This is a genomic window from Cryobacterium serini, assembly GCF_004404025.1.
In the GTDB taxonomy this organism is placed as follows: Bacteria; Actinomycetota; Actinomycetes; order Actinomycetales; family Microbacteriaceae; genus Cryobacterium; species Cryobacterium serini.
In genome coordinates this window covers 144,149-158,587 of record NZ_SOHN01000007.1, presented here as the reverse complement: position 1 = coordinate 158,587, position 14,439 = coordinate 144,149, and the positions used below count along the sequence as shown (strand labels likewise).

Below are 14,439 nucleotides of genomic sequence, written 5' to 3'. Positions count from 1 at the left end.
GGATTCCACGCAAACGGGGCACCGGTATTATTCGGCGTCGAGGTCGGTCTCGAGAATCTTGACGAGGGAGGCGAGGGCCTCGTCGGCGCCGTTGCCTTCGGCGCGCAGCACCACTGTGTCGCCGTTGGAGGCACCCAGGCTCATGATCGAGAGAATGCTCGAGGCGTCCATGGCATCGTCGGCCGGTTCGCCGGCCATGGCGATGGTGACCTCAATGGGTAACTCGCCTACGGCGGCGACGAAAATACCGGCCGGGCGAGCGTGCAGGCCGACGCGACTGGCGATGACGGCGGTTCGTTCAGACATGGGATCCTCCTGGATAAGTGTGTGAAAAGTCGGTGCGATGAAACGGGGTGCGCCGGGTTAGAGACCCAGCGCATCAAGTATGGGTAGTTTCTCGCGAACCAAACGACGGGCATCCGTTGCCGAGTGCGCCGTCAAGGCTAGTTTGGCGAGCTGCTGCGCCTCCGCGAGCGTCACGCTCGCCAGTACCGCGGCGACGGCCGAGAGCGCCCGCGCCGTCATAGACAGTGTCGCCACGCCGAGTCCGACGAGAACGACCGCCAGGGCGGGATCGGCTGCGGCCTCGCCGCAAACACCGACCGGTTTGTTGTGCCCCTCGTCGTGCGACCCGTTCACGGTTAGACGAATCAACTGCAGAACGGCCGGCTGCCACGGCGTGTTGAGGGCGGAGAGCGGGCCGAGCTGGCGGTCGGCGGCCATGGCGTACTGGGTGAGGTCGTTGGTGCCGAGGCTCACGAAGTCGACGTGCTCGAGAATGCTCGCAGCGGTCAGCGCGGCCGAGGGCACTTCGACCATGACGCCGGGGGTCGCGAGGCCGGCGGCACTGCAGAGTGAAGCGAAGTGTTCGGCCTCCTCTGCCGTGGAGATCATGGGGGCCATCACCCATACGTTTGCTTCGCTACCCTCTGCGGCCTGCGCGATAGCGGAAAGCTGACGCTCGAGCACGCCCGGCGAGGTGAAATCGGTGCGGTAGCCGCGCACGCCGAGGGCCGGGTTCGGCTCGGAGGCATCCGTCAGAAACGGCAGCGGCTTGTCGGCGCCGGCATCGAGGGTGCGCACGACGACCTTCTTGCCGGGAAAAGCATCGAACACCCCGCGGTAAGCCTCCACCTGTTCAGTGATGGACGGCTCGGTGTCGCGTTCCAGAAAACAAAACTCCGTGCGCAGCAGGCCAACGCCCTCAGCGCCGGCAGCCGCGGCCTTGACCGCATCCTTTGCGCCGCCGACATTGGAGAGCAGCGGAACCAGGTGGCCGTCCTGGAGCCGCCCGGTGCCGTCGAACACCGCTCGAGCGGCGGTGCTGGTCTCCCAAGCCTTGGCGAGCGCGACCTCCGCGGCGCCGGGGTTGACCAGAATGGTGCCGGCGGCCCCGTCGACGAAGATGCGGGTGCCATCTGTGAGGGCATCCACCCCCACGGCAGCGACCACGGCGGGCAGCCCGAGAGCACGGGCGATGATAGCGGTGTGGGACTGTGGCCCGCCGCTCGAGGTGACCAGCGCGATCACCTTCGCCGGATCGAGGGTGGCGGTGTCGGCCGGTGCGAGGTCCTCGGCAACCAGAATAAACGGGGAATCAGAATAAGGAATGCCGGGGGCCGGGACGCCGCGCAGCTCGGCGACGATGCGCCCGCGCACGTCGAGTACATCAGTTGCTCGCTCGGCCATGTAGCCCCCGAGGTTGTGCAGCATCTCGGCCACCGACGCCGCTGCGTCCCAAATGGCCCGCTCCGGCGAGGCGCCGTTATTGATGAGCTTGACGGCGCCCTTGACCAGCATCGGGTCGTTCGCCATCAGAGCTGTCGCCTCCAGCACCTCCCGGCCGGTACCCGAGGCACTGGCCGAGCGTGCCGTGAGGTCGGTCTGCACGGCTTTCGCTGCGGTGCGCAGGGCAGCGGATGCCTCCTCCGACGACGTTCCTTCGGCTAGCTGCTCGCCCACGGCGGGTTCACGCACGGCTGTCGGCATCAGGAGAACAGGGCCTATGATGCGGCCGGGACTGACTCCGACTCCGACGAAGGAGCGGCCGCTTCCGGTCTCGCCTGCAGGTGCCCGACTCGCATCGGCACTGTTGGAAAGCGTCTGCACGATCGTCCTCGATTTCTTCATCCCCAGCATTTCGCTGGTGTCGCTGTACTGCGGTACCGCGTGTCGCTATGGTCGGGTAGTTCGGGCAGGTGTTGCTGGTCAGATCAGGCGTTGACCAGGGCGGCTGGAGCGGCCTCAACCGGGCGCTTCCGCACGGCATAACGCTTGAGCCCAACAACTGCGAACGCCGATATAACAGTACCGATCACAATGGCGAGCACGAACAAAAGAAAGTTGTCGATGGCGAAGAACACGAACATTCCGCCGTGCGGCGCCTTGCTCGTGATGTTCCAGGCCATTGACAGGCCACCGGTCACGGCGGCGCCGAGCATGGCCGCAGGGATCACCCGGAACACGTCGGCGGCGGCGAACGGAATGGCACCCTCGGAGATGAACGAGGCACCGAGCAGCCACGCCGCCTTGCCGTTCTCGCGCTCAGTCACGCTGAACAGATTCCTGTCGAGCACGGTGGCGAGGGCCATCGCGAGCGGCGGCACCATGCCGGCGGCCATGACCGCGGCCATGATCTGCCACGGCGCCGGGTCGGCAAGGGTTGCAGTGCCAAGGCCGGCGACGGCGAAAGCGTAAGCGACCTTGTTGACCGGACCGCCGAGGTCGAAGGCCATCATGAGGCCGAGGATGGCACCGAGCAGAATTGCCGCACCGCCGGAGAGTCCGTTGAGGAAGTCACTCAGGCTGGACGTGAGCAGCGCGATGGGCCCGCCGAGAACGATGAACATCAAACCGGAGGCGACGATCGACGCGACAAGGGGAATGATCACGACGGGCATCAGACTACGCAGCCAGCGCGGAACGCGCAGCTTGCCGATACTCGCGGCCACGACGCCAGCGAGCAGGCCGCCGACGATGCCGCCGAGGAAACCGGCGTCCATGAACAAAGCGACCGCTCCGGCGACGAAACCGGGAGCGATACCGGGGCGGTCAGCGATCGCGAAGGCGATGTAGCCGGCGAGTACCGGAACAAGGAAGTTCATCGACAAGTTGCCGATCTTGAAGAAGACCGCACCAAGGTAGGTAAGCATGCCGCCGTCGGGCAGGTTGAACAGGCTATTCTCCAGAACGGCCTTATCGGCCACATCGGTGATCTGATACCCCCCGAGCAGGAAGCCCAGGGCCATGAGCAGACCTCCGCCGGCGACGAATGGAATCATGTAGCTGACACCGGTAAGCAGCGCACGCTTGAGCTTCTGCCCGAAGTGCTCGCTCTTTTCTTCGGATGCTCCGCCAATGTCGACGGTTCCGTTGACGCGACGGGCATTCGGGTTGAGTGCAGCCGCAAGGGCCTCCTCGATCAAACGGCCGGGCTCGTCGATTCCGCGCTTGACCGGGGAGTTGATGACGGGCAGACCAGCGAAACGTTCCCGGCCGCGCACGTCGACGTCGACGGCGAAGATGACGGCTTCGGCCCTAGCAATGACGGCGGGATCGAGCGGGGTGAGGCCGGCCGAACCCTGGGTTTCCACCTGCAGATCGACACCAGCGGCCTTCGCAGCGGCCACCAGGGAGTCGGCGGCCATGTAGGTGTGCGCGATGCCGGTGGGGCAAGCCGTGACGGCGACGATACGCTTCATGCCGCTCGCCGCTGCACCGGTACCGGCATTGGCGTTGTCACCGGTCTGGGCACCAGCGGCTACCGGTACCGGGGCGACCACGTTGTTGACGAGGTCGACGATCTGCTCCGCGGTCGACGCGTCCCGCAGGGCGGCAGTGAAGTCCTTCTTCATGAGCGAGCGGGCCAGTTTGGCCAAAATCTTCAGGTGTTCCTGGTCGGCACCCTCCGGCGCCGCGATGAGAAAGACCAGGTCGGCCGGGCCGTCCTTGGAGCCGAAATCAACCGGGGACGACAGGCGGGCCAGCGCGAGCGTGGGCTCCAGCACGGCCGAGGAGCGGCAGTGCGGGATGGCGAGCCCACCAGGGATGCCGGTGGCTGTTTTCGTTTCGCGGGCGAGGGCATCCGCATAGAGGGCCTCGATTTCGGTGGCGCGACCCGAGGCGACGACGAGCTTGGCCAGCTGTCGAATGACGTCCTTCGGCTCGGTACCGAGATGGGTATTCAGAGCAACAAGCTCCGGGGTAATCAGTGCACTCACTGGTCATCCTCCTTTGGATGTGTGGCCAGGACCGGCCGAGGGACCGATTCTGGGGCAAGGTCCGTCACGGTGACGGCTCTGGGGTTGGTTTGGTGCAGGGCAGGAACAGTGGAACCAGGTAGGGAAGCTGCCGCAGCACCGTGGGCAGCGGCCTGGCGCAGGCAATCGACAGCACTCGCACCGAGGTTGCTTTGCAGCAGGTAGCCGGCCAGGGCCGAGTCGCCGGCGCCGACGGTACTCACGGCACGCATCGGGGGAGTCGTGGCAAGCCAGCTTCCGTTTGCGGTGACCAGAACGGCGCCCCTGGCTCCGAGAGTGGCCAGCACGGCGCCGACACCCCCGGCGATGAGAATGCGCGCTGCGTCGACGACGAGGTCGGTGTTCGCCTCGAGCGTGTCACCGTCGAACAGTCCGCTCAGCTCGGCGAGTTCTTCGCCGTTGGGCTTGAGCAGATCGGGGTGGGCCAATGCGGCGGCGGCGAGTGGTCCGCCCGAGGAGTCCACGGCGACCTTCGGCGCGCGGCTACCGAGTCGGGCGCGTACCTCACGAATGATCTGGGCATAGAAATCGTCGGGCACGCCGGGCGGCACCGAACCGGCCAGGACGAGCCAGCTGGCACCGACCGACTGCTCCAGTACGAGGTCGATGAGGGCACGCTGTTGTTGAAGGCTCAGGGCTGGGCCGGGTTCATTGACCTTGGTCGTCGTGCCGTCGGGTTCGGTGATCGCGACGTTGCTGCGAAGCGGTGCGTCGATCGGCAGGCCGACGTGCGGTACCCCGTGGTTGGCGAGGGCCAGGAGCACCGGGTCGTCGGGATCACCCGGCAGAATGGCCAGGCTTGCGATGCCACTGGCTTCGAGGGCCCGGCAGATGTTGACCCCTTTGCCGCCGGGCTCGCCGTGGGCGGCGAGGGCTCGCTGCACCTCGCCGCGCGCCAGCGGGCCGGCCAGCTCGATGGTGCGATCGAAGCTGGGGTTGGGGGTCAGGGTGACGATCATGCGATCACCACGTCAACGTCGGCCGCGGCAAGGGCGGCGGCGAGATCGACGGATGGCGCAGCATCCGTCACGAGGGTGTCGATCGCTGCGAGCGCGGCAAAGCAGACCAGCGTCTCCTGATCGAGCTTGCTGGAGTCGGCGAGCACGACGACGCGGCGGGCTGACCGCACGATGGCCGATTTGACAGCCGCTTCGACCGAGTCAGGGGTGCTGAGGCCGAAGGTGGCGCTGATGCCGTTGGCGCCGATGAAGGCGATGTCGGGGCGGAGCGCCCCGAGCTGGGCGACGGCGCCGGCGCCGACGATGGCGCTGGTCAGGCCGCGTACACGCCCGCCGAGAATGTCCAGTTGGATGGCCTCGTTGCGGGAGAGCTTGGCGGCGATCGGCACCGCATTCGTGATCACGAGCAACTGATCTCCGGCAACCGCGGGCGTGAAGCCGCTCAGACGGTCAGCCAGACGCTCCGTGGTGCTGCCGGCGTCGAGCACGATCGAACCGGTGCGGCTGGTGGGGATCATGCGCATCGCGGCGTCGGCAATGCGCGACTTCTCGTCGAGGCGCTGCGTTTGCCGTTCATCGAGGCTGGGCTCAGACAGGCTCAGGCGGTCGATGGCGACGGCACCGCCGTGCACGCGACGCAGGTGGCGGGCGGCCTCGAGGGTGTCGAGGTCGCGGCGCACGGTCTCGGCAGTGATGGCGAAACGCGCGGCAAGGTCGGTCACGGTGACTCGACCCTCGCTTGCCACGAGCGCGGCGATCACGAGTTGACGTTCTTCGGCGAACACGATGCCTCCGGGGCGGTGAGTGAGGTGAGTCACGAAGTTGGTTTCATCGACTTTAGCTGTGTTTGTTTTTGTTTGTCAAAAAAAAGAAGACAAACGAAGAACCAACGCTGTCGGTCGGCGCTGTCGGTGGGCCCCGCTAGCGTAAACAGCATGAAGATTCTGCATACCTCGGACTGGCACATCGGGCGCACCTTCCACACCCATTCCACGCTCGAGCACCTGGGACTCGCGCTGGATGCTCTCGTGGCGGTGGTGGCGGAACGCGCTGTCGACGTGGTGGTGGTGGCGGGGGATGTGTTCGATTCCGCGATGCCCTCAAAAGAGAGCTATGCGCTACTGACCGACACATTGCGGCGGTTGAAGGAGTCCGGGGCGTCCGTTGTCATGACGAGCGGAAATCATGACTCGGCTACTCGGCTCGGCTTTCAGTCCGAGTGGGCGGCACTGGCCGGCATCCACGTGATAACCCGGCCCGAGCAATACACCTCGCCCGTCACCATCACCGACGAGCATGGCCCGGTGCATTTTTACGGCATCCCGTATCTGGAGCCCGCACTCATTCGCCACCGGCATCCTGATGTGGTCATGAAAACGCACGAACAGGTTCTCAATTTCGCCATGACCCGTATTCGCAACGACCTGGCGCTGCGCCGCCGCACTGAGTGCGGCGGCCGCAGCGTCGTACTCTCGCACTGCTTTGCAGCCGGCGTCGCCTCGGCCTCCGAGTCGAGCGATGTGGAGCGCGACATCACCGCCGGCGGACTCGACGTCGTACCGCTTCGGGTTTTCGACGGTTGCGACTACGTCGCCCTCGGCCACATTCACGGGCGGGCTACCCTCACCCCACGGGTGCGCTACTCCGGCGCGCCGCTGCACTACTCCTTCGCCGAGGCCAGCAAGCCGCGCGGCGCCTGGCTGGTCGAACTCGTAGCCGATGGCCTCGGCCCGATCGAGTGGGTCGACCTGCCCGTTCCGCGCCGGCTCGCGGTTCTCACCGGTGAACTCGCTGATCTGCTCGCTGACGAGGCATACGCCGACAACGAGGGCGACTGGGTGAAAGCCATCATCACCGACCAGGTGCGGCCGCTCGACGCCATGCGCGCACTTCACTCCCGATTTGCGCACGCGGTTGCGCTCGAACACCAGCCCGCGATCACGGTCGAAGCGGATGGCTCGACCTACGCCGAGCGCATTCGCGCGGCCACCGGCGACCCCGAGATCGTGGCGGGTTTTCTGTCGTTCGTGCGAAACGGGGTCGGGCCCAGCGAATTTGAACGAGCGCTGGTTGCAGAACTGCTTGCTGAGCAGAATGCCACGGAGGTCAACGCATGAAGATCAAACGATTGCGTCTGGCCGGGTTCGGACCGTTCAAGAACGAACAGGTTGTCGATTTTGAACGCTTTGATGCCGACGGAATTTTTCTCATAACCGGCAAAACCGGCGCCGGTAAATCCAGTATCCTCGACGCCATCTGTTTCGCTCTGTATGACAAGGTGCCGCGGTTTCCCGACGGAAAGCAGCCGTTGCGCAGCGACTACTGCGAGCCCGATGATCCCACCTTTGTCGAACTCGACTTCAGCCTGCGCGGACGTGATTACCGTCTGGTGCGCAGCCCGGAGTACGAGCGAGCTAAGAAGAAGGGCACCGGAACCACCACCGCAGCAGCCACTGCTGTGCTTTATATTTTGCACGGCACCGAATGGCGGGCAACTGCGGCCAAGGTACAAGCCGTCGGCCTTGAACTGAGCGCGATCCTGCCCTTGAAGGCTGACCAATTTCTTCAGGTGATCCTGCTCGCCCAAAACCGGTTCCAATACTTTCTGCTGGCCAAAACCGATGAACGGCGCGCTGTGCTGCGCAGCCTGTTCGGGACCACCCGGTTCGAACAACTGGAAGCCGCGCTCGTGCTGCGCCGCAAATCACTCGACGATCGGCTCGCCGACGTGCAGCGTGATGTCGCACAACAGACCACCGCTGCCATGCACCAGCTTCGGCTTTTGGAAGCACCAGTCGCGCCGGACCTCGGCTGGTTTAGCGACGCTCTGGCTGGCCTGAATAGTGCCGTTGGCATCGCCTCGGCGGAGGCGACCGGTGCGGCCGCTCGGCTGTCTACTGCAACCGAGAAACATAGCGCGGCAACGGAGACCCAGCGACGTCAGGCTCGCCGCGTTCTGGCTGACACCGCTCTCGCCGCCCTCGACGGCTGCCACTTCGGGGTCGAGGCACAACGCGGCACGCTGCTGCGCGCGGCCCGTGCGGCACGGGTCTGGCCGCAGATTCGGAGCAGCCGGACCGCGACTGCTGAATGGCAGACAGCCCTGGCCGATGTAGGCATGGCCAGGACCGCTTGGTTACCCTTCGGCGACAGCGGCACCAGTGACAGCGGCACCAGTGACAGCGGTACCAGTGAAGGCGCCGCCAGTGACAGCGCTGGCCCTTCGCAGCGGGCGCTTCGTTCAATCATGGATGCCCTCGTGGGGCGGCTTGGAGCGCTCGCGGAGGTGCTTGCGGAAGAAAAACAGCTTCCCGCCCTGAACCGAGAGATCACGGCCTTGTTCGACGCGCTGGTCGGTCACGCCGATGGCCTGGCGCGTGCCCAGCAGCGAATCGATGAGCTGCCCCAGCAGATAGATTTCATCGGCGAGCAACTCGCGGCGACGACGCTCGCCGCAGCCGGGGAGTCAGACGCTGCCGAGGCTGTACGCCGGGCCGAAATCGGCTTCGCGGCCGCCGAAGACGTGGTGGCGTTGTTGAGGGAGTTGGCGGGGGCTGGCACGCAACTACTGGATCGAAGTCGTGACAACGCGGCGGCCGCCGTGGACTACGAGGCGCTCGTGACCCGCCGGTTCGCTGGGCAGGCGTCTGAACTAGCCAGCCGTCTCGTCGAAGGTGCTCCGTGCGCGGTGTGCGGGGCTATCGAACACCCTGCTCCGGCAGCGCCGGAGGGCGAGCTAGTCACTGCAGCCGACCTCAGCGCGGCCCGCGAGCACATGCAGGGCAGCCAGCAGGAACTGGCCGATGCCCAGGAGACCGCGACCTCGCTGACGAATCGTCTCGGTCAGGCGCAGGCGCTGGCCGGGCAGCGAAGCGTCGGTGAGCTGCAAGCCGAGTGCTGTGCCGCCCGTGCCCGGTTGGCTACTGCGCAGACGGCCTCCCGCCTGATCGGCGGGCTTCGGCAGGAACAGGCCGACCTTCGGGAGTCCCAGACCACTGCCCAGACCGCACTGTCAGGCCTCCGCGCGGCACGCGATACGGCGGCCGACATCCACAGTGAGCGGTCTGGGCAGCGCGACCTGCTCCTGGCTCGCGTGGGCGCGCAGCGTGGTGGAAGCGGTACCGTGACCGATCAGGTACGCGCACTGCAGCAGGAGCTGGACTGTGCGCGCACACTCGACGACGCCCTCGTAGTCAGCCAGCAACGCGCCGACGCCCGCGATGCGGCCACTCTCGACCTCGCGAACCGGCTGGCGGAGGAAGCCTTCGACGATGAGGGAACGGCTGTCGGGGCGAGGCTTGACGAGGGCCAGGTCATCCAACTGGCCAACGTCGTGCGGTCCTATGACGACCAACGTGCGGCGGCCCTGGCGGCTGTGGCCGATCCTGAGCTGGTCGATCTTCCGTCAGCTCCGATCGATCTCGAGCCGTCCCTGCGAGCCTTCGATGCCGCGAGCGCCGCGCGCGATGACGCTGTGAGCTCGCACAGCTCACTCGCTGAACGTGCCGGCCAGCTGCAAGCGATCGTGCGGGAAGTTACGACGCGATTTGCGGCATCCGCTAGCCTGATAGATGAGCATTCTCAGGTGCGTCAGCTGGCTGACGTTATGCAGGGCGACGAACCGAACACGAAACGGATGCGGCTGGAGACCTATGTCCTGGCCGCCCAGCTGGAAGAAATCGTGGGGGCAGCGAACCTGAGGCTGCGCACGATGACAAGCGGACGCTACAGCCTCGAACACGATGACTCGCGCGTGAAGGGTGGCGCGCGGTCTGGTCTGGGGTTGGCGATCCGTGATGAGTTCACTGGTCGCGCCCGGCCAACGCATTCTCTGTCCGGTGGCGAGACATTCCTGGCTTCCCTTGCACTCGCGCTCGGACTAGCCGAGGTGGTGACCGGGCAAGCGGGTGGTATCACCCTCGATACCCTGTTTGTCGACGAGGGCTTCGGCTCGCTCGACAGCGAGACCCTCGAAACTGCCATGAGCACCCTTGACACCCTTCGCGCCGGCGGACGCACGATCGGACTGATCAGCCACGTCGACTCAATGAAAGAGCAGATTCCGGCGACGCTGCGCATCTCGGTCACCGATCAGGGATACAGCCGAATTGAGGCTGACCTGCCCATCGAATGACTGGCCGGGGTCTCTCGCCCACCAAAGCGCCGCGCGGAGCCGCCGCGCTGACCCCATGAGGTTGGCTTCAGCTCTTGCCGATCCGCGGCGAGCCTGTCACGATCGGAGTGGTGCCGCAATGAAGCGAGCCGCGCCAGGGAGACCGAATGAAAAAGATTCTTTATATCGACCTCGACAACACCCTCGTCAACGTGCAATCGGGAATCGATCGACTCACCAACGCCGAGTATTCTCGCTACGAGAAAAGACTCGACGAAGTGCCCGGAATTTTCGCCCGCATGGAACCTATCAGCGGCGCCATCGACGCCTTCCACACTCTCGCCCGATCGTTCGACACGTATATTCTCTCGATGGCCCCGTGGGGCAACGCGAGTGCCTGGCAGCACAAGCTCGAGTGGGTGCAGGAGCACCTCGGGGCGGATGCCGGCGGACCGGCCTACAAGCGTCTCATTCTGTCGCACCACAAACATCTCAATCGCGGCGACTTCCTCGTCGACGACGGATCAGCCGTCGGTGCTGACGGGTTTGAGGGCGAACTGATCAAGTTTCTGACCCCACTGTTTCCCGACTGGAACACGGTGACGCGCTACCTGCTTGAGCGCGCCGACAACTCGCCGTACGCGGCTGCGCCGCGCCGGACCGGAAAGCGACCGGCGTTACAGGGCGGGGCCGCCTTTTCTCGATAGCCGCGACTGTTCCGCTATTCTCCAGCCGCATGACCGATCACAACCCGCGTGTGCAAATCCCGTATCGGAAAAGGTGGACTTGGTCCTTGAGTGTGCGCGCGCAGCGTTGTATTCTAAGAGTCGCTTAGACCAGTCCGATTGCCCTGCCGAACGGACTGGTCTTTTCTTGTCTGCCTCTGTCGGTCCCGACCGGCAATCACGTCTCGGCGCATAATACTGAGTCGTGATCTCTTGGCTAGGGGTTTACCCACATGTAAATCTGGGGTAATCTCACTTTCAGATAGGCATGGATCGGTCTCGGTGTTTTACCCGGACCGGTGCGGGCCACCAAGTGATCGGGTGAAGACGATGGTGGAACTGAAGAAGATGACGGAACTCAAGTCGGATTTCATTCCGATGGGCGAGGTGAGTGCCGATGAGCGCTCGAGAATGGCTTTCGGAAAAGCGGGTGTGCATCGCGATGACCGCTACGCCGTAGCAGTCAACGCCGAGGGTGAGATTCTGCTGACTCCGCTGGTGTCTATCCCGCGCCGTGAACTTCTGGTCTGGGACGACGAAGGCATCCGTGCCGCCCTGGTGCGCGGCCTTGAGCACAGCAGTAAGGACGAGACCACCGAGGGTGGCGACTTCACCCGATTCGCGGATGAGGAGCACGCGGTCGATGAGTCGGCCGCTCCCGTCGAGCCCAAGTCATGAGTTTTACGCTCCTCCTGACGCGGGAAGCGGCTTCGGGACTGTCTCTCCTGGAAACGAAGCCACAGCTGGTCGGACGACTCAAACGAGTGCGTACCGCTCTGGGTCGCCTGCAGTTGAACCCCGAGGACCCAGCGCTGCGCTCGCACAAGTACGTGTCGCTGGCCGGTAAGAAAGGTGAGGCCGTCTGGGACTCCTACATCGAGCATCGAACGCCGACAGCCGGTCGCATCTACTGGCACTACGGCCCCGGCCTTGACCGCATCACCGTGGTGATCATCACGCCGCACCCCTAGTTCTTCCCGTGCCGGCTGCTGGCCCTAGAAGGGGTGCAGCAGCCGGTGCAGAAACTGGCGGGTACGTTCCTGCTGTGGGCGCTGCAACAACTGTTTCGGCTCGCCATGCTCGACGATGATGCCACCGTCCACGAAGGCGATCTCGTGCGCGACCTCGCGGGCGAACTCGAGTTCATGTGTGACGATGACCATGCTCCAGCCTTCGTCGGCCAGCTCCTTGATCAGGCGCAGTATATCGCCGACGAGCTCCGGGTCGAGGGCCGAGGTCGGCTCGTCGAATAAGAGCAGCTGAGGGCGCAGCGCGAGGGCTCGCACAATGCCGACGCGCTGCTGCTGGCCGCCGGAGAGTTCGAACGGAAAGCTGCCCTGTTTGTCTGTCAGGCCGACCCGCGCCAGCAGGACCAGCGCCTCGGCCGTGACCTCAGCGAGCGGGCGGCGTTGCACGATGACCGGTCCTTCAATCACGTTCTGCAGCACGGTCTTATGCGGAAACAGGTTGTAGTGCTGAAAAACCATAGCCGACCGGTCGCGCAGGGCGCCGAGCTGTTTCGGCGAGGTCTTCGCGGCGAAGTCAATGGCCACCGACGCGGATGATCCAGCGCCCCGGCCGGTAGCGGAGCCGCTACCAACCCGGTCAGCAATCACTGAAGCGGCGACCTCGATGGTGCCCCCGTCGGGCAACTCCAGCCCGTTCAGGCAACGCAGAATGGTGGTCTTACCGGAGCCGGACGGCCCGATCAGGGCCAGCACCCGGCCGCGGCCCACGGTAAGGTCCACGGACTCCAGCACACTGTTGCTGCCGAAACTCTTCTGCAGGCCCCGCACGCGAAGTAGGGGGGCAGCATCCGTTTGGCCGTTTGTAACGAGGGGATCAGCGGGCGACATATCGGTCCAATCGCTTCTCAAGAAAACCCTGCCCGGTGGATAGCACCAAGCAGATAACCCAGTAGATGAGGGCAGCTTCGAGGTAGATCAGCATGAACTCGTTACTGAAGGATGCAATCTGCTGCGCCTCACGGAACAGGTCGGTGACCAGAATCAGCGAGGCGAGGGAGCTGTCTTTGACCAGGCTGATGAACGTGTTTGACAGCGGAGGCACCGAGACCCGAGCCGCCTGCGGCAGGATGATTCGGGTAAGAGCCCGATTGTGCGACATGCCGATCATATAGGCGGCCTCCCACTGGCCTTTCGGCACCGAGAGAATCGCGGCCCGGATGACCTCGGCGGCGTATCCGCCGACGTTGATCGAGAACGCCACGATAGCGCTCGGCCACGGGTCGATGAGCACGCCGATCGATGGCAGTCCGTAGAAGATCACGAACAGCTGCACGAGCAAGGGGGTGCCGCGCACAATCGAGATGTAGCCGCGAGCGATGGCCGACAACCAGCGCTTCGGCGATAAGCGCATGAGCGCGAGAACGAGTGCGAGCACGAGGCCGATCGCGAACGACGTCAGGGCAAGGGGAATCGTGCCCCGCACCGCGCCGTCCACCATTGGCCAGAACGAGCCGAAGAACAACTCCCAATCAGGCTGGATCATCGAATCGTCGGGTTACTGGCTGACGTCGGCGCCGAAGTACTCATCGGAGAGCTCGGCGAGCGTTCCATCGTTGCTGAGGGTTGCCAGAGCTTCGCTCACGGCGTCGGCCAGCGCGGTGCCGTCTTTTGCGAAAGCGAACGCACTCTCGGAGCGCTCCTCGGTCTCGGCCGCGATCTTCAGGTTGTCAGCGTCGTTGGTCTTCTGGTAGTCCAGAAAGGTCAGCTTGTCGTTGACCGTGGCATCCACTCGGCCCTGTTCGACCAGGGCGACCGACTGGGCCCAGCCCTCGATGTGCTGCACGTTCGCGCCGCTCTCGGTGGCTAGGGTGTCCCAGTTGCTGGACCGCGACTGCGCCGTGGTCAGGCCGTCGAGGCTCGCGAACGACGTGATCGACGTATTGTCGGCGAGAACCACGATGACACCGGGGGAGTAGGTATACGGCGTCGAGAACGCGTAAGCCTCCAGGCGCTCCGGGGTCATCGACACCTGGTTGGCGATGGTGTCCCAGCGACCGGCGGTGAGGCCCGCAAAAATGCCGTCCCACTGGGTTTCTTCAAACACGGCGTCAACGCCGAGCTCGGCGGCAACGGCGCGGGCCACCTCAACGTCGTAGCCGGTGAGTTCGCCGGAGCCGTCTTCGTGGAATGAGAACGGCCGGTAGGTGCCCTCGGTGCCGATCGTGAGGGTGCCAGAGTCGAGCACGCTGCTCAGCGAGTCGTCGGTGGCAGAAGTGTTATCGCCGTTCGAGGCGGAGCAGCCGGTGAGGGTGAGGGCAACGACACTGAGCAGGGCAGCCGGAATGAGTCTGAAATTCATGGAAAAATCGCCTAACAAACTAGGTGGAGGTCGTGTCGCCCCCGAATGGTGCGGAG

Annotated in this window: 13 protein-coding genes; 5 read left to right on the top strand and 8 right to left on the bottom strand. The window is 64.9% G+C overall.

The window, feature by feature from the left end; genetic code table 11:
- Window positions 1-27: 27 nt before the first annotated feature.
- The 5 genes from E3T51_RS03075 to E3T51_RS03055 all read right to left on the bottom strand — a co-directional run bounded on the left by E3T51_RS03075 (window position 28) and on the right by E3T51_RS03055 (window position 6,003).
- Window positions 28-306, bottom strand: coding sequence for an HPr family phosphocarrier protein (locus tag E3T51_RS03075; protein ID WP_134527362.1), 279 nt, complete (start codon window positions 304-306; stop codon window positions 28-30).
- Between the two features lie 57 nt (window positions 307-363).
- Window positions 364-2,130 (bottom strand): phosphoenolpyruvate--protein phosphotransferase, encoded by a 1,767-nt coding sequence (gene ptsP / locus E3T51_RS03070; RefSeq protein WP_134527359.1) that lies wholly within the window; start codon window positions 2,128-2,130, stop codon window positions 364-366.
- Between the two features lie 83 nt (window positions 2,131-2,213).
- Window positions 2,214-4,220, bottom strand: coding sequence for a PTS fructose transporter subunit IIABC (locus E3T51_RS03065; protein WP_134527356.1), 2,007 nt, complete (start codon window positions 4,218-4,220; stop codon window positions 2,214-2,216).
- Window positions 4,217-5,218, bottom strand: coding sequence for a 1-phosphofructokinase family hexose kinase (locus E3T51_RS03060; RefSeq protein WP_134527353.1), 1,002 nt, complete (start codon window positions 5,216-5,218; stop codon window positions 4,217-4,219). Before E3T51_RS03060 ends, E3T51_RS03065 begins: the two co-directional genes overlap by 4 nt.
- Window positions 5,215-6,003: a DeoR/GlpR family DNA-binding transcription regulator gene (locus tag E3T51_RS03055; protein ID WP_134527532.1), complete on the bottom strand. Its 789-nt coding sequence runs from the start codon at window positions 6,001-6,003 to the stop codon at window positions 5,215-5,217. Before E3T51_RS03055 ends, E3T51_RS03060 begins: the two co-directional genes overlap by 4 nt.
- Before the next feature lie 150 nt (window positions 6,004-6,153).
- On the opposite strand from E3T51_RS03055, the gene E3T51_RS03050 reads away from it, so the two are divergent.
- The 5 genes from E3T51_RS03050 (at window position 6,154) to E3T51_RS03030 (ending at window position 12,027) form a co-directional block, all read left to right on the top strand.
- Window positions 6,154-7,335: an exonuclease SbcCD subunit D gene (locus E3T51_RS03050; protein ID WP_134527350.1), complete on the top strand. Its 1,182-nt coding sequence runs from the start codon at window positions 6,154-6,156 to the stop codon at window positions 7,333-7,335.
- Window positions 7,332-10,352, top strand: a complete 3,021-nt coding sequence (locus E3T51_RS03045) for an AAA family ATPase (RefSeq protein ID WP_134527347.1) — start codon at window positions 7,332-7,334, stop codon at window positions 10,350-10,352. Before E3T51_RS03050 ends, E3T51_RS03045 begins: the two co-directional genes overlap by 4 nt.
- A gap of 146 nt (window positions 10,353-10,498) precedes the next feature.
- On the top strand, window positions 10,499-11,038 hold the full coding sequence (locus E3T51_RS03040) for a 5' nucleotidase, NT5C type (protein ID WP_134527344.1): 540 nt from the start codon (window positions 10,499-10,501) through the stop codon (window positions 11,036-11,038).
- Window positions 11,039-11,386: 348 nt separating this feature from the next.
- Window positions 11,387-11,734, top strand: a complete 348-nt coding sequence (locus tag E3T51_RS03035; protein ID WP_233205974.1) for a hypothetical protein — start codon at window positions 11,387-11,389, stop codon at window positions 11,732-11,734.
- Window positions 11,731-12,027, top strand: coding sequence for a hypothetical protein (locus E3T51_RS03030; RefSeq protein ID WP_104193095.1), 297 nt, complete (start codon window positions 11,731-11,733; stop codon window positions 12,025-12,027). The genes E3T51_RS03035 and E3T51_RS03030 overlap by 4 nt, the downstream gene beginning before the upstream one ends.
- A gap of 24 nt (window positions 12,028-12,051) precedes the next feature.
- Here the strand turns inward: E3T51_RS03030 and E3T51_RS03025 are convergent, their stop codons facing one another.
- From E3T51_RS03025 to E3T51_RS03015, 3 genes are read right to left on the bottom strand one after another with little or no spacing between them, the layout of a single operon-like run.
- On the bottom strand, window positions 12,052-12,912 hold the full coding sequence (locus tag E3T51_RS03025; RefSeq protein WP_134527341.1) for an amino acid ABC transporter ATP-binding protein: 861 nt from the start codon (window positions 12,910-12,912) through the stop codon (window positions 12,052-12,054).
- Window positions 12,899-13,567, bottom strand: coding sequence for an amino acid ABC transporter permease (locus E3T51_RS03020; protein WP_134527338.1), 669 nt, complete (start codon window positions 13,565-13,567; stop codon window positions 12,899-12,901). The genes E3T51_RS03025 and E3T51_RS03020 overlap by 14 nt, the downstream gene beginning before the upstream one ends.
- Before the next feature lie 12 nt (window positions 13,568-13,579).
- Window positions 13,580-14,383, bottom strand: a complete 804-nt coding sequence (locus E3T51_RS03015; protein ID WP_134527335.1) for an amino acid ABC transporter substrate-binding protein — start codon at window positions 14,381-14,383, stop codon at window positions 13,580-13,582.
- Window positions 14,384-14,439 lie beyond the last annotated feature (56 nt).